Origin of the sequence: Streptomyces sp. WI03-4A (assembly GCF_033792105.1) — a bacterium.
In the GTDB taxonomy this organism is placed as follows: Bacteria; Actinomycetota; Actinomycetes; order Streptomycetales; family Streptomycetaceae; genus Streptomyces; species Streptomyces collinus_A.
This window is the reverse complement of the sequence record NZ_JARAUO010000030.1, coordinates 60,413-82,408: the sequence shown is the minus strand read 5'-3', so window position 1 is coordinate 82,408 and position 21,996 is coordinate 60,413. Positions and strand designations below refer to the sequence as shown.

General features: G+C 73.8%; 16 protein-coding genes. 11 read left to right on the top strand and 5 right to left on the bottom strand.

Annotation, left to right across the window (positions count from 1 at the left end; all coding sequences use genetic code 11):
• Nucleotides 1-121 precede the first annotated feature (121 nt).
• The 4 genes from cyc2 to PV343_RS26740 all read left to right on the top strand — a co-directional run bounded on the left by cyc2 (nt 122) and on the right by PV343_RS26740 (nt 5,491).
• Nucleotides 122-2,284 carry a germacradienol/geosmin synthase Cyc2 gene (cyc2, locus tag PV343_RS26755; protein ID WP_319149523.1) on the top strand — a complete coding sequence of 721 codons (2,163 nt, stop codon included), beginning with the start codon at nt 122-124 and terminating at the stop codon, nt 2,282-2,284.
• A gap of 180 nt (nt 2,285-2,464) precedes the next feature.
• Complete coding sequence (locus PV343_RS26750) at nt 2,465-3,040, top strand: PDZ domain-containing protein (RefSeq protein WP_319149522.1); 576 nt, start codon at nt 2,465-2,467, stop codon at nt 3,038-3,040.
• Between the two features lie 291 nt (nt 3,041-3,331).
• Complete coding sequence (locus PV343_RS26745; protein WP_319149521.1) at nt 3,332-4,459, top strand: aminopeptidase P family protein; 1,128 nt, start codon at nt 3,332-3,334, stop codon at nt 4,457-4,459.
• A gap of 51 nt (nt 4,460-4,510) precedes the next feature.
• Entirely contained in the window at nt 4,511-5,491 is a 981-nt protein-coding gene (locus PV343_RS26740) for an aminoglycoside phosphotransferase family protein (protein ID WP_319149520.1), read from the top strand.
• Between the two features lie 75 nt (nt 5,492-5,566).
• Here the strand turns inward: PV343_RS26740 and treZ are convergent, their stop codons facing one another.
• Nucleotides 5,567-7,312, bottom strand: a complete 1,746-nt coding sequence (gene treZ / locus PV343_RS26735) for a malto-oligosyltrehalose trehalohydrolase (RefSeq protein WP_319149519.1) — start codon at nt 7,310-7,312, stop codon at nt 5,567-5,569.
• Nucleotides 7,313-7,487: 175 nt separating this feature from the next.
• Here treZ and PV343_RS26730 point away from each other — a divergent pair, with 175 nt between their 5' ends.
• A complete protein-coding gene (locus PV343_RS26730; protein ID WP_020942923.1) occupies nt 7,488-8,048 on the top strand; it encodes a DUF1707 and FHA domain-containing protein in 561 nt (186 codons plus the stop codon).
• A gap of 95 nt (nt 8,049-8,143) precedes the next feature.
• The gene (locus PV343_RS26725; RefSeq protein ID WP_319149518.1) at nt 8,144-8,560 is read left to right on the top strand and encodes an SSI family serine proteinase inhibitor; all 417 of its coding nucleotides are present in this window, start codon (nt 8,144-8,146) and stop codon (nt 8,558-8,560) included.
• Nucleotides 8,561-8,602: 42 nt separating this feature from the next.
• Here PV343_RS26725 and PV343_RS26720 read toward each other — a convergent pair whose 3' ends face one another.
• From PV343_RS26720 to glgX, 3 genes are all read right to left on the bottom strand, one after another.
• Nucleotides 8,603-9,853: a M14 family zinc carboxypeptidase gene (locus tag PV343_RS26720; RefSeq protein ID WP_319149517.1), complete on the bottom strand. Its 1,251-nt coding sequence runs from the start codon at nt 9,851-9,853 to the stop codon at nt 8,603-8,605.
• Nucleotides 9,854-10,377: 524 nt separating this feature from the next.
• Nucleotides 10,378-12,747 (bottom strand): malto-oligosyltrehalose synthase, encoded by a 2,370-nt coding sequence (gene treY / locus PV343_RS26715; RefSeq protein ID WP_319149516.1) that lies wholly within the window; start codon nt 12,745-12,747, stop codon nt 10,378-10,380.
• A 237-nt stretch (nt 12,748-12,984) separates the two neighbouring features.
• Nucleotides 12,985-15,093, bottom strand: coding sequence for a glycogen debranching protein GlgX (gene glgX, locus PV343_RS26710; RefSeq protein ID WP_319149515.1), 2,109 nt, complete (start codon nt 15,091-15,093; stop codon nt 12,985-12,987).
• A 197-nt stretch (nt 15,094-15,290) separates the two neighbouring features.
• Between glgX and PV343_RS26705 the strand changes: the two genes are divergently transcribed.
• The 4 genes from PV343_RS26705 to PV343_RS26690 all read left to right on the top strand — a co-directional run bounded on the left by PV343_RS26705 (nt 15,291) and on the right by PV343_RS26690 (nt 19,671).
• Complete coding sequence (locus PV343_RS26705) at nt 15,291-16,103, top strand: Tat pathway signal sequence domain protein (RefSeq protein WP_319149514.1); 813 nt, start codon at nt 15,291-15,293, stop codon at nt 16,101-16,103.
• Between the two features lie 67 nt (nt 16,104-16,170).
• A complete protein-coding gene (locus tag PV343_RS26700) occupies nt 16,171-17,496 on the top strand; it encodes a copper amine oxidase (protein WP_319149513.1) in 1,326 nt (441 codons plus the stop codon).
• Nucleotides 17,497-17,601: 105 nt separating this feature from the next.
• On the top strand, nt 17,602-18,843 hold the full coding sequence (locus PV343_RS26695) for an SAV2148 family HEPN domain-containing protein (protein WP_319149512.1): 1,242 nt from the start codon (nt 17,602-17,604) through the stop codon (nt 18,841-18,843).
• A 102-nt stretch (nt 18,844-18,945) separates the two neighbouring features.
• Nucleotides 18,946-19,671, top strand: coding sequence for a 3'-5' exonuclease (locus PV343_RS26690; protein ID WP_319149511.1), 726 nt, complete (start codon nt 18,946-18,948; stop codon nt 19,669-19,671).
• A 10-nt stretch (nt 19,672-19,681) separates the two neighbouring features.
• Here the strand turns inward: PV343_RS26690 and PV343_RS26685 are convergent, their stop codons facing one another.
• On the bottom strand, nt 19,682-20,545 hold the full coding sequence (locus tag PV343_RS26685; RefSeq protein WP_319149510.1) for a phosphotransferase enzyme family protein: 864 nt from the start codon (nt 20,543-20,545) through the stop codon (nt 19,682-19,684).
• Between the two features lie 176 nt (nt 20,546-20,721).
• Between PV343_RS26685 and mgt the strand changes: the two genes are divergently transcribed.
• On the top strand, nt 20,722-21,954 hold the full coding sequence (mgt, locus tag PV343_RS26680) for a macrolide-inactivating glycosyltransferase (protein WP_319149509.1): 1,233 nt from the start codon (nt 20,722-20,724) through the stop codon (nt 21,952-21,954).
• Nucleotides 21,955-21,996 lie beyond the last annotated feature (42 nt).

The following is a 21,996-nucleotide window of genomic DNA, read 5'->3' as shown; positions in this document are numbered from 1 at the left end:
GGCGGCCGGTCAACGCCACAGCGAGCGGCGGGAGTTCTCCGTTTCGGGACGGGTTCACGCGATGGTGTGATCACGCGTCGCCCGGCGGATGGCCCGTACGACCCCCGGGTAGGGCCCCGCCATGACGCAGCCGTTCGAACTCCCGCACTTCTACATGCCGTATCCCGCGCGGCTCAACCCCCACGTCGACGAGGCGCGTGCGCACTCGACCGCCTGGGCACGCGAGATGGGCATGCTGGAGGGCTCCGGGATCTGGGACCAGGACGACCTGGAGGCGCACGACTACGGACTCCTGTGCGCCTACACCCACCCCGACTGCGACGGCCCCGCCCTCTCGCTGATCACCGACTGGTACGTCTGGGTGTTCTTCTTCGACGACCACTTCCTCGACATGTTCAAGCGCACCCCGGACCGGGCCGCGGGCAAGGCCCACCTGGACCGGCTGCCGCTGTTCATGCCGCTGGACCCCGCGACCCCGGTGCCCGAACCGGAGAACCCGGTCGAGGCGGGCCTCGCCGACCTGTGGGCGCGCACCGTGCCGTCGATGTCCGTCGACTGGCGCCGCCGCTTCTCCGTGGCCACCGAGCACCTGCTCAACGAGTCCATGTGGGAGCTGTCCAACATCAACGAGGGGCGCATCGCCAACCCGGTCGAGTACATCGAGATGCGCCGCAAGGTGGGCGGCGCCCCCTGGTCCGCGGGGCTCGTGGAGTACGCGACCGCCGAGGTGCCCGCCCCCGTGGCGAAGACCCGGCCGCTCAGGGTGCTCATGGAGACGTTCTCCGACGCCGTCCACCTGCGCAACGACCTCTTCTCCTACCAGCGCGAGGTCGAGGACGAGGGGGAGAACAGCAACGGCGTGCTCGTCCTGGAGACCTTCTTCGGCTGCACCACCCAGGAGGCCGCCGACACCGTCAACGACATCCTCACCTCGCGCCTGCACCAGTTCGAGCACACCGCGCTCACCGAAGTGCCCGCCGTCGCCCTGGACAAGGGGCTGCGGCCCGACGAGGTGGCCGCCGTGGCCGCCTACACCAAGGGACTCCAGGACTGGCAGTCCGGCGGCCACGAGTGGCACCTGCGCTCCAGCCGCTACATGAACCAGGGCGCGCGCTCCGCCTCACCCTGGCAGGCGCCGAGCGGGCCCGGCACCTCCGCCGCCGACGTCGGCGCCCTGCTCGCCGCGGCCGCGGCCGAGCGCCTGCGCGCCTACTCCCACCGGCCGTTCCAGAAGGTCGGCCCTTCCCTGCTGCCCGACTTCCACATGCCGTTCGCCCTCGCCCTGAGTCCGCACCTCGACACCGCCCGGCGGAACCTGGTCACCTGGTCGCAGCGCACGGGCCTGCTCCAGGAGGGCGTCTGGGACGAGGACAAGCTCGCCGCCTGCGACCTCGCCCTCTGCGCCGCCGGCCTCGACCCGGACGCCACCGCCGAGGCCCTCGACCTCAGCGCCCAATGGCTCGCGTGGGGTACCTACGGCGACGACTACTACCCCCTGGTCCACGGCCACCGCCGGGACCTGGCCGCAGCCCGGCTGACCACCGCCCGGCTCTCCGCCTGCATGCCCGTCGAGGGCGACCCGGCCGTCGTCCCCGTCAACGCCATGGAACGCGGACTGCTCGACCTGTGGGCGCGTACGACCGCGGAGATGACGGCCGAACAGCGGACCACCCTGAAGAAGGCCGTGGACGACATGACCGAGAGCTGGGTGTGGGAGCTGTCCAACCAGCTCCAGAACCGCGTCCCCGACCCGGTCGACTACCTGGAGATGCGGCGCGCCACCTTCGGCTCCGACCTCACCCTCAGCCTGTGCCGCATGGGCCACGGGCCCGCGATCCCGCCGGAGGTCTACCGCAGCGGCCCGGTGCGCTCCCTGGAGAACGCGGCCGTCGACTACGCCTGCCTGGTCAACGACGTCTTCTCGTACCAGAAGGAGATCGAGTACGAGGGCGAGATCCACAACGCCGTCCTCGTCGTGCAGCACTTCTTCGGCGTCGACTACCCGACCGCCCTCGGTGTCGTCCACGACCTCATGACCCAGCGGATGCAGCAGTTCGAGCACGTGACCGCCCACGAACTGCCCGTCCTGTACGAGGACTTCCAGCTCTCCGGCGAGGCGCGCGCGGCCATGGACGGCTACGTCCACGACCTGCGGAACTGGCTGGCGGGCATCCTGCACTGGCATCGGGAGGTCGACCGCTACAAGGCCGCCCACCTGGCCCGCCGAACGCACGGCTTCCTGCCCGGCCGGGCGCCCGCCGTACCGGCCCTGACCCTGGGCTGACCGGCCCCGCGCGCCCCGGTGTTCCGCGCACCCCCGGTGTTCCGCGGGCACCGCGGGCCGTCCGGCCCCGGGGCCCCTCCGGGATGACTACCCTCCGCCCGCCGCCGGACAGTCTCACTCGTTCGTGTCTCGTCGCGGCCCCGCGCCCCGGGTAGAGCACCAGCCGGAGGCGAGCGAACCATGGAACAGACTGTGTTGCGGCCCAGGCCGATGCCGGGCCGGGAACGAACCGACGGCGGCACCCCCGACGCCCCCAGGCACCCGCACGCCGCGCCCCGGCGCGGCCGGCGGCTCAGGACCCTGCTGCTGGCGGTCGTCACCGGCACCGCCCTGCTCCTGGCCGGGGTCGGCCTCGGCACGGTCGGCGCCACCGTGATCGGCGCGAGCAGGCTCGCGGAACTCCGGCGCGACGCCCCGCACCCGGCCATCCCGGCCGGGACCGCCCGCCCCGCGGCGCACACCGCGGCCCCGGGCCCCGCGGAGGCCCGGACCGGCGCGACCCTGGGCGTGGAGGCCGTGGACGCCGGGGCCCCCGGCGCGCTGGTGGTGGGCGTGCACGTGCCCGGACCCGGCTACACGGCCGGTCTGGTCCGCGGCGACGTCCTGGTCCGGTTCGGCGCCGCCCCCGTCGGCACGGCCGCCGACCTCGCCCGGGCCGTCGCCCGTGCCCGCCCCGGGACTCCGGTCACACTCACCGTGCGCCACCGCGACGGCGGCTACCAGCGGCTGACGGTCGTACCCGGCGTGCTGACCTGACCTGACCTGACCTGACCTGACCTGCCGCCCCGACCCGCCACCCTGACCTGTCGCCCTGCCCTGACCCGCCGATCGACCTGTCGGTTCGGCCCGTCGGACGCGACCCGGGCACCCCGGGAATCCCGCTGGTCGTCGGCCGTCCCACGGGCCATGATGAGCCCGTGCCGCGCAGCGACCGCGCAGACCGCGCCCGCGTGATCCCGCGACCGGCTCGCGCCGCCCTGCCCGGCCGGGCAGGATGCTGCCCGGGACCGTTTCGCCCCGCCACCTCGACCGCGCTCGGAGGCCCGGATGACCGGTAGCACGCCCGCGCCCTTCACCGCCGACGACTACAGGGCCCGCATGGGACGCGCCGCACGCGACGCCGCCGACGCCGGCCTCGCGGGACTGCTGGTGGCCCCCGGCCCGGACATGGTGTGGCTGACCGGCTACACGCCCACGGCCGTCACCGAACGGCTCACCGTGCTGGTCCTCGCCCCCGGCCGCGACCCGGTGCTCGTCGTGCCCACCCTGGAGGCCCCGGACGCGGAAACCGCCACCGGGGCGTCCGCGCTCACCCTGCGCGACTGGACCGACGGCAAGGACCCCTACGCCGTCACCGCCGCCCTCCTCGACGACCGCGGCCGCTTCGGCATCAGCGACAACACCTGGGCGATGCACCTGCTGGGCCTCCAGCGCACCCTGCCCGACAGCTCCTACGCCTCCCTCACCGACGCCCTGCCCATGCTGCGCGCCGTCAAGGACGCGGCCGAACTGGAACTCCTGGCGGCCGCCGGAGCCGCCGCCGACGCCACGTTCGAGGAGATCCGCAAGGTCACCTTCGCCGGCCGCCGCGAGTCCGACGTCGGCCACGACCTCGCCGACCTGCTGCGCCGCTTCGGGCACTCCCAGGTCGACTTCACCATCGTCGGCTCCGGACCCAACGGCGCCAACCCGCACCACGAAGTCGGCGACCGCGTCATCCAGCACGGCGACATGGTCGTCCTCGACTTCGGCGGCCTCAAGGACGGGTACGGCTCCGACACCACCCGGACCGTCCACGTGGGCGAGCCGACCGAGGAGGAGCGCACCGTCCACGACGTCGTGCGCGCGGCCCAGGAGGCGGGCTTCCGGGCCGTGCGGCCCGGCGTCGCCTGCCAGGAGGTCGACCGCGCCGCCCGTGCCGTGATCACCGACGCCGGGTACGGCGAGTACTTCATCCACCGCACCGGGCACGGCATCGGCGTCACCACGCACGAGCCGCCGTACATGATCGAGGGCGAGGAACAGCCCCTCGTGCCGGGCATGTGCTTCTCCGTGGAGCCCGGCATCTACCTGCCCGGCCGCTTCGGCGTCCGCATCGAGGACATCGTCACGGTGACCGCCGACGGCGGCCGCCGCCTCAACGACACCACGCGCGAGATGGTCATAGTGGACTGAGCGGCCAGAAGACACCCTCGACGACACCCCGGAACGGCTACGGCGCGACCTATGACCCAGGCTCCGACACCCACCGCGGACACCGTCCGAAGACTGGTCCGTTCACTGCTCAAGGAGAGCGGGGACAGCGGAGAGAACACGAACGGCCCGGACGGCGGGCACGGCAGGAACGGCACGGAGGGACCCGACGTCCGGCCCGTCGCCGAGAACCACGCGTACACCTGGTGGGTCGGCACCCGCCACGTGCTGCGCCTCGCCCCCGACCGCGACGCCTCGGCCCGCCGCCGCAGGGAACTGCGCGTGCGCGACCTGGTCCGCCCGCACCTGCCCGTCGCGGTGCCCACCAGCGTCGCCCACGGCGACTGGGCTCCCGGCCTCGCCTACACCCTGGACACCAAGGTGGCCGGTGGCACCGCCGAACGGCACGACGTCTCCGCCGTCGGCGAGGCCGACCTGGCCGGGCTGCTCGGCGGGCTGCGCGCGGTGCCCGCCCGGTCGGCCGAGACGCTCGGCGTGCCGCGCACCGCGCCGCGCTCCCTGGAGGCGCTGCGCCGCATGGCCGTGCACGCGGCCGAACGGCTCGCCGCCGCCGACGAGTTCGACGCCGCCCTGCTGCACCAGCTCACCCCGCCCGGCGCCACGCAGCTCGCCGCGCAGACCGGCACCGCCGTGCTCACCCACCACGGCCTGACCGGCGAGCACGTGGTGGTCAGCGCCGACGGACGGGTGCGCGGGATCCTCGACTGGACCGAGGCGGCCCTCGGCGACCCCGCCGAGGACATCGCCGGACTCGCCACGGCCGTCGGATCGCCGGCCGCCGTCCGCGCCGCCACCCTCGCCGGCTACGGCGCCCGCCCCTGCCTGCGCGGTCTCTGGCTCGCCCGCTGCGACACCGTCATCCGCCTCGCCGACCACCTGGAGGGCCGGGCACCCGGCCCGCTCCCGGCGCTGCGCACCCGGCTGGGACGCGTCTGGGAGCCGATCATGCTGGAGCGCGTCACCGAGTTCAAGGACGAGGACACCGAGGCCTAGGCCGGGTCCGGCAGAGTCCCGCCTGCCCCACGACGCCCGGCACGGACACGGTCCAGGCCGGGTCCGCCGGCCGGCTCAGGGCTGGACCAGCACCACGCAGGACTCCCCGGGCACCTGCAGCAGCCCGTCCCGGCCCGGCGCCTCCACCGGCTCCCACGCGGCGAGCACCTGCGCCGGGCGGGTCCCCAGCGGGATCGCCGCCACCTCCTTGCCCAGGTTCACCGCCACCCGCACGTCCCCGCGCCGGAACGCCAGCCAGCGCCCCCGCTCGTCGAAGGCCACCTTGGTGTCGGCCAGATCCGGGTCGGTGAGGTCCGGCTGCTCCCGGCGCAGCGCGATCAGCCGCCGGTACCACGCCAGCACGCGCGCGTGCGGCTCGCGTTCCGGCTCCGCCCAGTCCAGACAGGACCGCTCCCTGGTCGCCGGGTCCTGCGGGTCCGGTACGTCCTCCTCGGCCCAGCCGTGCTCCACGAACTCCCGCCGCCTGCCGCGCCGTACCGCCTCCGCCAGCTCCGGGTCCGTGTGGTCGGTGAAGAACTGCCAGGGCGTGCCCGCCGCCCACTCCTCGCCCATGAACAGCATCGGCGTGAACGGCGCGGTCAGCGTGAGCGTGGCCGCGCACGCCAGCAGACCGGGGGAGAGCAGGGCCGACAGCCGGTCGCCCTGCGCCCGGTTGCCGACCTGGTCGTGGGTCTGGCTGTAACCCAGCAGCCGGTGCCCGCCCAGCCGGGCCCGGTCCAGCGGCCGGCCGTGCGCGCGGCCCCGGAAGCTCGACAGGGTGCCGTCGTGGAAGTAGCCGCCCGTGAGCGTCTTGGCCAGCGCGGCGAGCGGGGCGCGCGCGAAGTCGGCGTAGTAGCCCTGGGACTCACCGGTCAGGGCGCTGTGCACACCGTGGTGGAAGTCGTCGTTCCACTGCGCGTGCACCCCGAGGCCGTTCTCCGCGCGCGGGGTGATGACCCGCGGGTCGTTCAGGTCGGACTCGGCGATCAGGAACAGCGGGCGGCCGAGTTCGCCCGCAAGGCCGTCCACGGCCGCCGACAGCTCCTCCAGGAAGTGGCACGCGCGCGTGTCGTGCAGCGCGTGCACCGCGTCCAGGCGCAGCCCGTCGATCCGGTAGTCCCGCAGCCAGGCCAGCGCACTGCCCACCAGGAACGCGCGCACCTCGTCCGAGCCGGGCGCGTCCAGGTTCACCGCGGCGCCCCACGGCGTGTGGTGCGTGTCCGTGAAGTACGGCCCGAACGACGGCAGATAGTTGCCCGACGGGCCCAAGTGGTTGTGCACCACGTCCAGCACGACGCCCAGCCCGAGTTCGTGCGCCCGGTCCACGAACCGCTTGAGCGCCTCGGGACCGCCGTACGGCTCGTGCACGGCCCACAGCGACACCCCCTCGTAGCCCCACCCGTGCCGGCCGGGGAACGGGCACAGCGGCATCAACTCCACGTGGGTGATCCCGAGTTCCACCAGATGCGCGAGGCGTCCGGCGGCCGCGTCCAGGGTGCCCTCCCGGGTGAACGTGCCCACGTGCAGCTCGTAGAGCACCGCCCCGGGCAGTTCCCGGCCCGGCCACGCGGCACGCCACGCGTACCGGCCGTGGTCGACGACCGCGCTCGGGCCGTCCGGGCCGTCCGGCTGACGGCGCGAGCGCGGGTCCGGCAGCACCGGACCGTCGTCCAGCGCGAACCCGTACCGCGAGCCGTCCCGCGCCTCGGCCTCACCCGTCCACCAGCCGTCCCGCTCCGCATCGCGCTCCAACGCGCTTGTGGCGCCGTCGCAATGGAGCGTCACCCGGTCTGCCTGTGGTGCCCACACCTCGAACTGCACGGACGGTTCCCCTTCGTCTGCTCACCGTGATGTAGCCCGTCCATCGTGCCCCGAAAAGCGATCAGTCCGCTTTCGAATCCGTCCTTTCCCGGTGGGTGTCGTGCGGCACGCGCGCGTGGGCACCGTTTTCCCCGATTCTGGACACCAGGGGTTCACAGAGCCGACAATCACGGATGTGACGTCGTCCTTCGAGTTCCCCACGTACCCCGCGCGGCTGTCCGACGCGGAGCGCGACAAGGCGCTTCAGGTGCTGCGAGACGGTGTCGCCATGGGCCGGCTGTCGCACGACACGTTCGTACGCCGCATGGAACTGGCCCTCGCCGCGCGGGGCGCCGACGAACTCGCCGTGCTCACCGCCGACCTGCCCCGCGAGAACCGCCTCTCCCGTGCCGTCCTCGGCACCGTCGAGGCCGTCTCGGGCTTCACCGTGCGGCTGCGCCGGGCCTGGCAGGCCGAGCGGCTGCCCAAGCTGCTGCTGCCGCACGCGGCGGGCGGCCACCCGCTGCGCATAGGGCGCGACCCGGCGAGCGGGCTGCGGCTGAACCACGAGACCGTCTCCCGCGTGCACGCCGAACTCCGCCGCCAGGGCGGCCTGTGGGTGCTGCGGGACCTCGGCTCCACCAACGGCACTACGGTCAACGGCCGCAGGGTGGTCGGCGCCGTCGTCGTGCGCGAGGGCGACCAGGTCGGCTTCGGGCGGATCTCCTTCCGGCTGGCGGCGCACCGCGACCAGTGACCGGCCCCCCGGCACCGGCGGGCCGCACTCCCGCGTGATCACCCGTTCGGGTGAGTGGAGTGGGGAAGAACGGCCCCCGTGCCGATGCACCGGGCATGAAGCACCTCACCCGAGTGAAAGCGGCCGCGGCGGCCCTGCTGACCCTCGCCGGACTCCTCGTCACGGGCCCGGCCCAGGCGGCGCCCCGTGACACGCTGCGCGGCAGCCGGCTCCACCTGACCGTCACCCGCGGCCTCACCGCCGCCGGCCCCGCCCGGGGCGCCCTGCTGCTGTGCGACCCGCCGCTCGGCCACCCGCACGCGGCCCAGGCGTGCGCCCAACTCGCCGCGGCCGGCGGTGACATCGCCCGCATCCCGTACGCCCACGGCGTGTTCTGCCCGATGATCTACGCCCCGGTGACCGCCCGCGCGCGCGGCCGGTGGCACGGGCGGCCGGTCGCGTTCCGGGAGACGTACTCCAGCGTGTGCGTCCTGCGGGCCCGCACCGGAGCGGTCTTCGCCCTGGACCGCTGAACCCGGCTCCCGGACCCACCGGGCGCGCGGCGCGCGGCGGTGTCACACGGCCCGCTCGCGCGCCTGCCGGGCCGCCACCAGGACCGTCCGCGACTGGTGCTCCACCTGGTGCTCCAACGGCACCCAGCGGGCCCGGAAGCGCTCCGCGAAGGCCTCGCACCAGACGGCGACGAGCTGTTCGAGCCGGGGGGCGGCCCGGTCGTCGGTCTGGCGCAGCACCCGCAGCAGCATCGCCGCCGCCCGCAGCGGCAGCCGCCGCCCGAAGGCGTCCACGCTGCCGACGTACGCCATCGTCGTGCCGGCCGGCTGCGTCTGGATCCAGTCCTGCGCCAGGCCGGGGATCAGCTCCAACGCCCACCGGGCGGCCCGCAGCAGCGGGCCCTCCGCGCCCGCCAGCCGGGGCAGCGCGTCGGCGAGCACCCCTTCCACCAGCAGCGAGTCCCGCAGCAGCCGCTCGGCCAGCCGCCGCATCGCCGCCGCGGGCGCCGGGTGCGGCGCCGGGTCGTCCACCAGGTCGCTGGCCCACATCGGCACCTCGACCACCGCCGTCAGACCGCCGTACCGGTGCGCGTGGTACCAGGTACTGTGCCGTGCGTCGTCCGGCAGACTCGGGTAGGCCACACCCGTCTCCGGGCCCGGCATCACATGCACCCCGGGCCCCGACGCGGGCCAGCCGGCGGCGTCCGAGGCACCCGTCTCGACCGGGATGTGCAGCTCGGCCGCCGACTTGGCGAACGGCTCGGCGAGTCCGGGCACGTCCTTGGTCAACTGCACCCAGCTGCCGCCCAGATCGGTGCCGTGCAGCGTCACCTGGAGGTACGGGCGCAGCTCGTCGATCACCCCGGTCAGCGCCCGCGTCTCGGGCGGCAGCCGGTCCGGCGGCAGCACCGCCGGCGACCACTCGGGCTGCTCCGCGCCGGTCGGCCGGTAGAAGCCGAGGTGGTAGTCGAGCAGGCTGCGCGGCGCCGGGGTCACGTGCAGGCTCGCACCGTCCGGGTCCGCGCACAGCAGGAAGTGCCAGGAGGTGCCGGTGCGCAACTCGCGCTCCGCCAGCACCCGTTCGGCCAGCACCCGGAGGGTGGAGCCGCCCGTGGGTTCGTTGGCGTGGGCGCCCGCCACCACCAGCACGGCCCGCCCGGCGTGCCCCACCGACAGCAGGTGCAGCGGCCGCCCGGCCCGCGAGACCCCCACCTGCCTGAGCGAGCACAGACCGGGCTCCTGGGCCGCCAGCGCCCGCGCGGTGGCGACCAGTTCGGGAACGCTGGGGTAGCGCAGCTCCGGCAGAAGACTCACCCCCGACTTGTCCACCCGGATTCGCCCTCCCAGTGCCGCACGGCGTGGGTGAACTGTCAAGCATCCGGCAGGGGAGGCTCCAGGGGGCGCCCGGACGCACGCACCGCGCCCGCCGCGACCCCTCCCGCCCGCGGGGCCGCCCCTGCTACGGGCGCCGTCCGGCGGGCGTGCGGACCATGGCCGGTGAGCGCGCGGGATTGCGGCCGGTGGGTGCGTGGACCACGGCTGGTGAGCGTGGGGATTGCGGCCGGTGGGTGCGCTGACCGAGGCCGGTGAGCGCGCGGGATTGCGGCCGGTGGGCGGCACCGACCACGTCCGGACGGGCGGGCCCCGTCAACCGCGCCCGCACGCACTCGGCCCGGAGAGGCCCCGTCGGCCCGGACCCGGCCCTCACTCGGCCCGCCCCGCCCGCCCGGACCCCGGCCCCCGAAAGGCGCCGCCCGCCCGCGCCCGGCCCGTGAGGCCCCGCTCGACCGGACCCCGCCCGGAAGGGCCCCGCCGCCCGCGGCGCCCCGATCCGGCTCCTAGCCCTCCTCCACCCGCTCCAGCAGCACCACCGGCAGGCGGTCGAAGAGGTCGGCCGCGCGTGCGTGGCCCGTGAACTCGCGGTCAGGGGACAGGACGTCCGCCCACCGCCCCGGCGGCAGTTCGAGCCGGGTCTCCCGCCAGCCGCCCGTCTCCGCGAGGCGCAGCGACAGCCGGGTCACCGCCGTGACCACCTCGCCCGAGCGGCAGAACGCCAGACAGTGCTCCGCCGCCGGCCCGTCCGCGGTGAGCGGTTCGTACGTCGCCTGCGCGCCGAAGGCGCCGGGCCGCCGCGCGCGCAGCCGCAGCGCGGCCGCCGTCAGGGCGTCCTTCTCGCCGGGCGCCGCCGCCGGGAACGACACCGGCCGCCGGTTGTCCGGGTCCACCAGCGCCCGGTACTCGCTCTCCGTGCCCTGGTAGACGTCCGGCACCCCCGGCATCGTCAGCTGGACCAGCGCGGTCCCCAGCACGTTCGCCCGGACGTGCGGCTCCAGCGTCTTGCGGAAGGCGGCCACGCGCTCCCCGGACAGGCCGCACGGACCGGCCGCGACGAACGCCGCCACCGCCTCCTCGTACGGCGGCTCCTGCTCGGTCCAGCTCGTGTACATGCCCGCCTCGCGCACGTGCTTCAGCAGTGCCCCCTGGACCCGCTCCTCCTCCGCCGGCCCCAGCCCGAACACCGTCTGCCAGGCCGCCCAGGCGAGCTGTCCGTCCGGCACGCCCTCCTCGGCGGTCGTCACCTCGGCGAGCAGCCGGGCCCAGTGGGCCGGGCACTCGGTGAGCACGGCCAGTGCCGCGCGCACATCCGCGCTGCGCTTCGTGTCGTGGGTGGTGACGACCGTGCCGGTGAGCGGCCAGTCGCGCTGCACGCGCGCGCAGTACGCGTGGAACTCCTCCGGCGGCACGCCGGGCACGCCCGGGTCGCCGCCCACCTCGGCCGTCGACAGCAGCGGCACGAAGCGGTAGAACGCCGTGTCCTCGACCGCCTTGGCGCGCAGCGCGGACGCCGTCTGCGCGAACCGGGTCCGGAACTCCACGCGGTCGGCGTGGTCGGGTGCCGACGCCTCGCCGGGCGGCTCGACCAGCAGCCGGCGGACGATGCCGACGGCCTCGGCCTCCTCCCGCACCACGAAGGCCAGCCGTGCCTCCTCGGCGGCCGCCTCGGTGACGACGGCGGACGCGTCCGTGGAGGCGTACGGCCGGTACACCGGAAGCCGCACCAGCAGCTCCTCCAGGGCGGTGCGCAGTGCCCAGGGAGCCCGGTCGCGCAGTGCGAGGTCGGGGGAGGCGGCGCACAGCCGGGCGGCCACCCGGGTGAGCCGGTCGGTCTCGGTGGCCAGCTCGTGCGTGAGCACCTTGTACGCGGCCCGCCGTGCCGTGGCCTCCCAGTTGCCGCCCCGATCGGTCTGGGGCGCGGCGAACGCCCGGTACCGGCCGAGCAGTTCGTAGGCCCCGGTCCGGTCCGTGAACACGCCGTCGATCTGCCGCAGGGCGTCGTAGCCCGTGGTGCCGGCGACGGGCCAGGAGGCCGGCAGGTGCTCGCCGTCGGCGAGGATCTTCTCCACGACCGTCCAGCGCCCGCCGGTCGCCTCGTTCAGCCGTTCGAGGTAACCGTCGGGGTCCGCGAGCCCGTCGGGGTGGTCGACGCGCAGGCCGTCGATCACCCCCTCCCGCATCAGTTCCAGGATCTTGGCGTGGGTGGCGTCGAACACCTCCGGGTCCTCCACGCGCAGCCCGATCAGCTCGGAGATGCTGAAGAACCGCCGGTAGTTCAGCTCGGTGCGGGCCAGCCGCCACCACACCGGGCGGTACCACTGGGCGTCCAGCAGCCGGGGCAGCGGAAGCTCCTCGGTGCCCGCGCGGAGCGGGAAGGCGTGGTCGTGGTAGCGCAGTACGTCGCCGTCGACCCTGAGGTGGTCCAGTTCCGCGCCGACCGGGCCGCCGAGCACGGGCAGCAGCACCCGGCCGTCCTGCGCCTCCCAGTCGATGTCGAACCAGCGCGCGTAAGGAGATCGCGGGCCCTCCCGCAGCACCTCCCACAGGGCACGGTTGTGCCGGGGCGCCATGGCCATGTGGTTCGGCACGATGTCCACGACCAGGCCCAGGCCGTGCTCTCGCGCCGTCCGCGCCAGCGCGCGCAGGCCGTCCTCGCCGCCGAGTTCCTCGCGCACGCGCGTGTGGTCCACGACGTCGTAGCCGTGCGTGGAGCCGGGGACGGCCTCCAGGACGGGGGACAGGTGCAGGTGCGAGACGCCGAGCGAGGCGAGGTACGGAACGGCCGCCGCGGCGGCGGCGAAGGGGAACGCGGGCTGGAGTTGCAGCCGGTAGGTGGCCGTGGGCACCTCCGGTCCGGGGCGCGCAGAAGTCATACAAGGCTACGTACCCCGCCCGCCGTCTTTCGTGTCACCGACCTGTGCTCCGCCCCACGCACGCGTGCCTGGCGTGACGCGATGGGACCAAGGGGACGCCGTCGGGCGCGGGCCGGGCGCGGGCCCGGCGCGGCGAGCCCCGGACCCGCCCGGCCACTACGCCGGACGGACCCGGGTCCCACCGCACACCCCACCGCACGCGCCTGCGCCCACCGCACGCGCCCGCGCAGCACCCGCTCAGGCGGGCCGCTGGAGCACCGTCAGGCTGCGGTCCGGCAGGGTGATGCGGTCGCCGGCCGCCACCTTCGGGCCCGTGCCCGGCGGGACCCCGTCCGGACGGGCCGTGTCGACGACCACCTGCCACTGCCTGCCGTGGTCGACGGGCACCAGGAAGTCCAGCGGCTCGGGCGAGGCGTTGAACATCAGCAGGAAGGAGTCGTCGGCGATCCGCTCCCCGCGCGGACCGGGCTCGGAGATCGCGTTGCCGTTCAGGAACACGGTCAGCGCGGACGCCTGGGTGGAGTCCCAGTCCCGCTGCTCCATCTCACCACCCTCGGGCGTGAACCAGGCGATGTCCGACAGCTCGTCGTGGGTGCCCTCCACCGGCCGCCCGTGGAAGAAGCGGCGGCGGCGGAAGACCGGGTGGTCCCGGCGCAGCCAGACCATCGCGCGGACGAACTCCAGCAGGTCGCTGCCGTCCTCCGGCCAGTCCAGCCAGGCCAGCTCGTTGTCCTGGCAGTAGGCGTTGTTGTTGCCGCGCTGGGTGCGGGCGAACTCGTCGCCGTGACTGATCATCGGCACGCCCTGGGACAGCATCAGCGTGGCGAAGAAGTTCCGCATCTGGCGGGCGCGCAGCCCGAGGACGTCCGGGTCGTCGCTCTCGCCCTCCGTACCGCAGTTCCAGGACCGGTTGTGGCTCTCCCCGTCGCGGTTCTCCTCCCCGTTGGCCTGGTTGTGCTTGTCGTTGTAGGAGACGAGGTCGTGCATCGTGAAACCGTCGTGACAGGTCACGAAGTTGATGGAGGCCAGCGGGCGGCGGCCGTCGTCCTGGTAGAGGTCGGAGGAGCCGGTCAGCCGCGAGGCGAACTCCGCGAGCGCCCGCGGCTCGCCCCGCCACAGGTCCCGGACCGTGTCGCGGTACTTGCCGTTCCACTCCGTCCACAGCGGCGGGAAGTTGCCCACCTGGTAGCCGCCCTCGCCCACGTCCCACGGCTCGGCGATCAGCTTCACCTGGGACACCACCGGGTCCTGCTGCACCAGGTCGAAGAACGACGACAGCCGGTCCACCTCGTGGAACTGCCGGGCCAGGGTCGCGGCCAGGTCGAAGCGGAAGCCGTCGACGTGCATGTCGGTGACCCAGTAGCGCAGCGAGTCCATGATCAGCTGGAGCACGTGCGGGGACCGCATGAGCAGCGAGTTCCCGGTGCCCGTGGTGTCCATGTAGTAGCGGGGGTCGTCCGTCAGCCGGTAGTACGACGCGTTGTCGATGCCCTTGAAGGACAGCGTCGGGCCCAGGTGGTTGCCCTCGGCGGTGTGGTTGTAGACGACGTCCAGGATCACCTCTATGCCGGCCTCGTGCAGCGCCCGGACGGCCGACTTGAACTCCAGCACCTGCTGGCCGCGGTCGCCCCAGGAGGCGTACGCGTTGTGCGGGGCGAAAAAGCCGATCGTGTTGTAGCCCCAGTAGTTGTTCAGGCCCATGTCGACCAGGCGGTGGTCGTTCACGAACTGGTGTACGGGCATCAGCTCCAGCGCCGTCACGCCCAGCTTGGTCAGGTGCTCGATGATCGCGGGGTGCGCCAGCGCCGCGTACGTGCCGCGCAGCTCCTCCGGCAGTCCGGGGTGCCGCATGGTCAGGCCCTTCACATGGGCCTCGTAGATCACCGTGTGGTGGTAATCGGTGCGCGGGGGACGGTCGTCGCCCCAGTCGAAGTACGGGTTGATCACCACCGAGGTCATGGTGTGCGGCGCCGAGTCCAGGTCGTTGCGCCGCTCCGGGTCGCCGAAGTGGTAGCCGTACACCTCCTCGCCCCACCGGACGGAACCGCTGATCGCCTTCGCGTACGGGTCGAGCAGCAGCTTCGCCGAGTTGCAGCGCTGCCCGCGCCCCGGGTCGTACGGGCCGTGCACCCGGAACCCGTACCGCTGCCCCGGCATCACGCCCGGCACGTACGCGTGCCGCACGAACGCGTCGCTCTCGCGGAGTTCCACCGCCGTCTCCGAGCCGTCGTCGTGCAGCAGACACAGCTCTACTCGGTTCGCGGCCTCCGTGAAAACCGCGAAGTTGGTTCCGGCGCCGTCATAGGTGGCGCCGAGCGGATACGCCTCTCCAGGCCAGACCTGCATGGACACGACTCTTTCAGGTGGACCGCCCCGTGGGGGCGACGTTGGCTTCGAGTCTCCCCGGAAGTGAGGGAACCTCCTGTGACTTACGCCCCTCTTACCGACCGACCAGTGCATACGGCGACATGTGTACCCGCCGTGTGCCGAACCAGTGGGGCTACACGTACTCCCGGGGACTTTTGGGGGAGTAGGGGGAAGATGTGCGCGAGATAGTGCACCGCCATCTGGGCAAGGTGGTGGCCGGGACGGCCCTGGCGGTGGCCGGGACCGCCGTCATGGTCGGGATCACCCTGCCGGGCACGGCAGGGGCGAACGAGACGGGAGGAACGAACGGCGACGGCACACAGGCCGCGCAGCAGGCGGGGCAGGGCCCGGACGCGGTCCGGCCCGGTGTGGTCGAGCAGGCGCCCGCTGCCGCGAAGAAGGGCACGGGCCGCGACCCGCTGACCGACGACGAGATCCAGCGGGTCGAGAAGATCGCGCTGAACAAGCAGCTGCTCACCTCCGGTGAGAACGTCGACGGCGACCACGGCCCGCAGCGGCTGAGCGTCGACCTCGCCGACCCCGAGGCGGACGAGCTCGACGACCCGGGCGCGCCGCGCCGGGCGGACGTGACCTTCTACGACTACCGGACCGACACCCTCGTCACCAAGACGGTCGACGTGGAGTCCGGCAAGGTCGTGCGGACCGGCACCCAGCACGGCGTCCAGCCGCCGCTGAGCCGCGCCGAGAACGCCGAGGCGGCCGAACTGCTGATCGCCGACCCGCTGGGCGCGGGTCTCAAGGCGGACTACAAGGACGCCACCGGCCGGGAGCTGACCTCGGCGGACCAGCTCCTGCTCAACGGCGCCGTCTACCGTGCCACTCCGGGCGGGCAGCCCGCCGCGCTCGACAAGTGCGGCGAACACCGCTGTGTGCGGCTGTTCCCGAAGGTCAAGAACGGCCCGTGGATCGACGCCCGGTGGCTGGTCGTCGACCTGAGCGCCCGCAAGGTGGCCCGGCTCGCCCACTGAGCGCCGGCCCGCCGGCCCTCGGCCGGCTCCTTCCCACTCGCCTTCCTGCAAGGGAGCCAACCCCGTCATGCCCGCGAACACCATCAACCGCGCCCGGACCCGCGCGGCCGTCGGCCTCGGCGTGGCCGCACTCGCCGCCGGCGTCACGACCGGCGCCGGACCGGCCGCCGCCCAGCCCAAGGCGGCCCCCGCGGCCGCGGCCGCCGCCGACTGCAGCGCCGCCTACAAGATCGAGCAGAAGCTCGCCGGCGGCACCACCTGGCGCATGTGCTGGCGCTACGACAGCAAGGCCGGCCTGGTCCTGGAGAACGTCTCCTACCAGCCCAAGGGCGAACCCAAGCCGATCAAGGTGCTCAACAGCGCCCGGCTCGCCCAGATCGACGTGCCCTACGACGACGGCAGCGTCGAGTACGACGACCTGACCGGCTTCGGCTTCGCCCAGGGCCTGGTGAACCTGGCGCCCGGCGAGTGCCCCGGCGGCACCATCAAGACCATCCACGTCCCCGACTCCTGGGACCCGCAGCACGCCGACGTCAAGGGCCTGTGCACGACCACGCGTTCGCGCGGCCACGCCTACCGCATGCAGGGCGACAGCGCGAACAAGGTCTTCCAGGCACAGGGCAAGGACCTGCTCGTCTACACGGTCAACCAGGTCGGCTGGTACGAGTACATGACCGAGTGGCGCTTCCAGGACGACGGCACCGTCAACATGAACGTCGGTGCCACCGGCAGCCTGTCCTACGACGACTACGACGCCGGGGACGGCCGCGGCTGGCCCATCGGCAAGGGCGCCAAGGCGTACGCCACCAGCCACAGCCACAACGTCTTCTGGCGGCTGGACTTCGGCCTCGACGGCTCCTCGAAGGGCAAGGTGGAGCAGTACGACTCGGCCGTCACCGCCCCCGCCCCCGGCCGCCAGGCACCGTCCGCCAAGACCACCCGCACCAAGGTCACCAAGGAACTCGCGGGCGACTACAAGACCTACCGCTGGTGGCGGATGGTCAGCGCGACCGGCAAGAACAAGGACGGGCACGCCCGTTCGTACGAGATCGTCCCCGGCCCCACCACGAAGTACCCGGGCCGCAGCTTCACCAAGCACGACGTGTACTTCACCGAGTACAACAAGTGCGAGCAGTTCGCCAGCAACAACCCCGGTGCCTGCCCCGCCGGTTCGGGCAAGTCGGTGGACAAGTGGGTCAACGGCCAGACGCTCACTCACCCGGTCGTCTGGATGAACGTCGGCTTCCACCACATAGCCCGGGACGAGGACCAGCAGCCCATGCCGATCCACTGGCAGGGCTTCGCCATCGCACCCAGGGACGTCACGGCTATGAATCCGCTCACTCCCGACGAGCTGGCATGGCAGAACGGCCACTGGCGACCCCGTAGTTGAGAAAAACCTACCTGTCCATCCGGCTGCACCGCCGACCGCTCCCGGAGTACCCTTCCTTGATCGTTGAGACGGGGAAGGCCCGGGGTGGCGGAAGGCGGTGCACGGGTGGGCTCGGGAGGGCTGGAGCTGCCCCCTGGTGACGAGGGTCACGAGGGAAACTCCACAGACGTCCCGCCCGGCGCGGTGTCCCTGGCCCGCCCGATGGACGCCACGGGGTCCATCGGGCCGGAACTGGACTGGGACGCCGGCGCCTGGCTCGAGGTGCGCACCCGCGCCCAGCGGGCGGGCCGCGCCTACATCTGGCTGAACCTCGTCGAACAGCGGCTGCGCGCGGTGGTCGCCGCCGTGCTGCGCCCCATCTACGAGCCCGTCCACGGCGACGACTGGGTGGTGGCCGCGGCCGGTCCCGCCGGACAGGAGTGGGTGCAGCGGGCGGCCGCCGTCCGCGAGGTCAGCCGCCGCAAGGGCTACCTGCTCGACCCGGCCGACGACAACGTGCTCAGCTTTCTCACGCTGCCGCAGCTGCGCGAGCTGGTGGTCCAGCACTGGCCCTGCTTCGAGCCCTACTTCGACGAGCGTCGCGACCTCGAACTCGCCCTGGACGAGCTGGAGGTGACCCGCAACGTCGTCTCCCGCAACCGGGCCCTGTCCGAGGCGGTACTGAACCAGGCCGAGCGGGCCTCGGCCCGGCTGCTGGAGATGCTCGGCGCCGGCGGCGACGTGCCCTCCGCGCGCCGGCTGCCCGTCGACGCGGTCGAGGACCTGGTCGGGGACCGGTACGCGGACGTGGTGGCCGTCCACGCCGACCGGGTGCGGCTCATGCGCCAGTTCCCGGCCGAGGACCTCTTCGGGGGCGCCCGCCGGCTCGACGCCATCGGCATCGGCCTCAACCTGCTCGTGCAGAACTTCTCCGGGCGCCGGCTGGTCCGGCTGGCGGAGTCCGGCTGCCGGGTGCGCCTGCTCTTCCTCAACCCGGCCTCCAGCGCGGTGAAGCGCCGCGAGCGGGAACTGGGGATGAAACGGGGCGAACTGAGCCGCTCCGTCGAGATGAACATCCTGCACATGCGCCGGGTGCGGTCCCGGCTGCGCGACCCCGGCGCCTTCGAGATCCAGGTCTACGACGAGACGCCCCGCTGCACCGCCTACCTGGTCGACGGGGACGGCGCCGACGGGATCGCCGTGGTGCAGTCCTATCTGCGCGGGGCGCGCGGCATGGAGTCGCCGGTGCTGGTGCTGCGCAACGGCAGCCGGCTGGTCAAGTCGGACGACCTCGGGGAAGTCGGACTCTTCCCGACATACCGTGAGGAATTCGAGCAGACTTGGGCCGACTCGCGCCCGGTGTCCTGAACTGTCCGCCCCGGTAAGCGGAACGCGGTCACCGGATTGTCAGTGCCGCGTGCGAGGGTGGAGGCCACTGGGGGAAAGCACCACCGAGAAGGGGGGCCGCCGATGGGCTGGCACCGGGAACTGCTGATCGGCTTCGACCTGGAGACGACCGGGACCGATCCGTACGAGGCGCGCATCGTCACCGGCGCGGTCATCGAGGTCAGGGCGGGCGAGCCGGTGGGCCGCCGGGAATGGCTGGCCGATCCGGGCGTGGAGATCCCGGCCGACGCCGTCGCCGTGCACGGCATCACCAACGAACGCGCGGCCACCGAGGGCCGCCCGGCCGACCAGGTCGCGGACGCCCTGGCCGAGGTGCTGACCGGGTACTGGCAGACGGGAGTGCCGGTCGTCGCCTACAACGCCGCCTTCGACCTCACGCTGCTCTCCGCCGAACTGCGCCGGCACGGTCTGCCGTCGCTCGCCGACCGGCTCGGCGGCCGCGCCCCGGCACCGGTCATCGACCCGTACACGATCGACCGCCAGGTCGACCGCTACCGCCGCGGCAAGCGGAACCTGGAGGCGGTCTGCGCCGAGTACGGCGTCGTCCTCGACGTCGCCCACAACGCCTCGGCCGACGCCCTCGCCGCGGCCCGGCTCGCCTCCGCCATAGCCGGCCGCCACCCGAAGGTCGCGTCCCTCGGCCCGGCGGAGCTGCACGACCGCCAGATCGAGTGGTACGCCGCATGGGCGGCGGACTTCCAGGCGTTCCTGCGCCGCAAGGGGGAGGCGGACGCGGTGGTGGACGGCGTGTGGCCGGTGCGCGAACCGGCGGACAGCCGGACCGCGTAGCAGCCCGCCGTCAGAACGGGTACCAGCGCACCGTCTCGTCGCCGTCCCGCAGGGACGCCACCCGGCGCTCGAACTCGGCCAGCGCCCCCGGGTTGCTCGGGGCGTGCTGGGCCACCCACGCGCAGCTCGCCGTCTCGCGGGCGCCGCGCAGCACGGCGCAGCCCTCCCACTCCCGCACGTCCCAGCCGTAGGCGTCGGTGAAGGAGTCGTACGCCTCGGCGGGCAGGCCGTAGCGGTCGCGGGAGAGGGCCATGACCACCAGGTCGTGCTCGCGCAGGTCGGCGGAGAAGGTCTCCAGGTCGACGAGGACGGGGCCGTCGGGGCCGATGTGCACGTTGCGGGGAAGCGCGTCGCCGTGGATCGGCCCCGGCGTCAGACGGGGCGTCAGCGCGGCCGCCGCGGCGGCGAACCCGTCCCGGCGCTCGCGCAGGTAGGCCGCGTCCTGCGGGGCGATCGCCGGGCCCGCGAGCCGCAGCCAGCGCTCCACCCCGCCCAGCAGATCGCGGGGCGGCAGGGGGACCGGGGGCGCGGGCAGCGCGTGCACGATCCGCAGCAGCCGGGCCAGGTCCCGGGGTTCGGCCGGCCGTACCGGATCGGGCAGCCGGTGCCACACCGTCACCGGGTGGCCCTCGACCAGCAGCGGCTCCGGCTCAGCCGCACGCACCGCGGGGACGTCCGCCCCGGCCAGCCAGCCCGCGATGTCCAGCTCGCGGCGGGACCGGTCGAGCAGTTCGGCGTCCCGGCCGACCTTGACCACCAGGTCGCCCGCGGCGAACACCGCGTTCTCGCCGAGGGCGAGGAGCCGCGCCTCCCGCACCGGGCCCGGCAGCACCTTCGCCGCGGCCAGTACGTCCCGCGCCCGTGCCTCGTCCATCGTCCGCCTCCGTGCCGTCTTCCCGTGCCGTGTCCCGCCGGTCCCCGGCCAGTCTCGCATTCGCACAGGTCGGACCGGGTGGGAGGGCGACGCGGTGCGGGCGGTGACGGCCGTGGGCGGACGCGGACGGGTAAACCGATTGAACGAGACGTCTCGTCTCGCCTAGCCTCGGGAGCATGACCGCTTCCGCCCAGCCCGCCCTGTCCGCCCGGCCCGCCCACATCGCCATGTTCTCCATCGCCGCCCACGGCCATGTGAACCCCAGCCTGGAGGTGATCCGCGAACTCGTCGCCCGGGGCCACCGGGTCAGCTACGCCATCCCGCCCGCCTTCGCCGAGAAGGTGGCCGCCACCGGCGCGCGGCCCGTGCCCTACACCTCCACCCTGCCCGGTCCCGACGCCGACCCGGAGGCGTGGGGGAGCACCCTGCTGGACAACGTGGAACCCTTCCTGGACGACGCGATCCAGGCCCTGCCGCAGCTGGTCCGGGCCTACGAGGGCGACGAACCCGACCTCGTCCTGCACGACATCGCGTCCTACCCGGCCCGCGTCCTCGCCCACCGCTGGGGCGTCCGGGCCGTCTCCCTCTCCCCGAGCCTGGTCGCCTGGGACGGCTACGAGGAGGAGGTCGCCGAGCCGATGTGGGCGGAGCCGAGGAGGACCGAGCGGGGCCGCGCCTACTACGCCCGTTTCGCGGCCTGGCTCGCGGAGAACGGCATCACCGAGCACCCCGACCCGTTCACCGGCCGCCCCGCCCGCTCCCTGGTCCTCATCCCCAAAGCCCTCCAGCCACACGCCGACCGGGTGGACGAGCGCGTCCACACCTTCGTCGGCGCCTGCCAGGGCGAGCGCGCCGACCAGGGCGGCTGGCAGCGCCCCGACGGCGCCGAGAAGGTGGTCCTGGTCTCCCTCGGCTCCGCCTTCACCCGGCAGCCCGCCTTCTACCGCGCGTGCGTACGCGCCTTCGCGGAACTGCCCGGCTGGCACCTCGTCCTCCAGGTCGGCCGGCACGTCGACCCGGCCGAACTGGGCGACGTGCCCGAGGGGGTGGAGGTGCGCGACTGGGTGCCGCAACTGGCGGTGCTGCGGCAGGCCGACCTGTTCGTCACGCACGCCGGCGCGGGCGGCAGCCAGGAGGGACTGGCCACCGCCACACCGATGATCGCCGTACCCCAGGCCGCCGACCAGTTCGGCAACGCCGCCGTCCTGGAGTCCCTGGGGGTCGCCCGCCGGCTGGACACCGAGGAGGCCACCGCCGACCGCCTCCGCGAGGCCGCGCTCGCCCTCGTCGACGACCCGGAGGTGGCCCGGCGCCTGAAGGAGATCCAGGCCGGGATGGCGCACGAGGGCGGCACCCGCCGGGCGGCGGACCTGATCGAGGCCGAACTGGCCGCGGGCCGCCGGACCTGACGACCGCCCCTCCCCGGCCCGCCTCGGGCCGGGGGACGGCAG

Excerpts from the sequence above, each read along its gene's own strand:
- PV343_RS26690 (WP_319149511.1), top strand. The coding sequence starts at position 18,946 with ATGGGCTGGCACCGGGAACTGCTGATCGGCTTCGACCTGGAGACGACC.
- PV343_RS26745 (WP_319149521.1), top strand. The coding sequence starts at position 3,332 with ATGACCGGTAGCACGCCCGCGCCCTTCACCGCCGACGACTACAGGGCC.
- PV343_RS26700 (WP_319149513.1), top strand. The coding sequence starts at position 16,171 with ATGCCCGCGAACACCATCAACCGCGCCCGGACCCGCGCGGCCGTCGGC.
- PV343_RS26725 (WP_319149518.1), top strand. The coding sequence starts at position 8,144 with ATGAAGCACCTCACCCGAGTGAAAGCGGCCGCGGCGGCCCTGCTGACC.
- cyc2 (WP_319149523.1), top strand. The coding sequence starts at position 122 with ATGACGCAGCCGTTCGAACTCCCGCACTTCTACATGCCGTATCCCGCG.
- mgt (WP_319149509.1), top strand. The coding sequence starts at position 20,722 with ATGACCGCTTCCGCCCAGCCCGCCCTGTCCGCCCGGCCCGCCCACATC.
- PV343_RS26740 (WP_319149520.1), top strand. The coding sequence starts at position 4,511 with ATGACCCAGGCTCCGACACCCACCGCGGACACCGTCCGAAGACTGGTC.
- PV343_RS26750 (WP_319149522.1), top strand. The coding sequence starts at position 2,465 with ATGGAACAGACTGTGTTGCGGCCCAGGCCGATGCCGGGCCGGGAACGA.
- glgX (WP_319149515.1), bottom strand. The coding sequence starts at position 15,093 with ATGCAGGTCTGGCCTGGAGAGGCGTATCCGCTCGGCGCCACCTATGAC.
- PV343_RS26685 (WP_319149510.1), bottom strand. The coding sequence starts at position 20,545 with ATGGACGAGGCACGGGCGCGGGACGTACTGGCCGCGGCGAAGGTGCTG.
- treY (WP_319149516.1), bottom strand. The coding sequence starts at position 12,747 with ATGACTTCTGCGCGCCCCGGACCGGAGGTGCCCACGGCCACCTACCGG.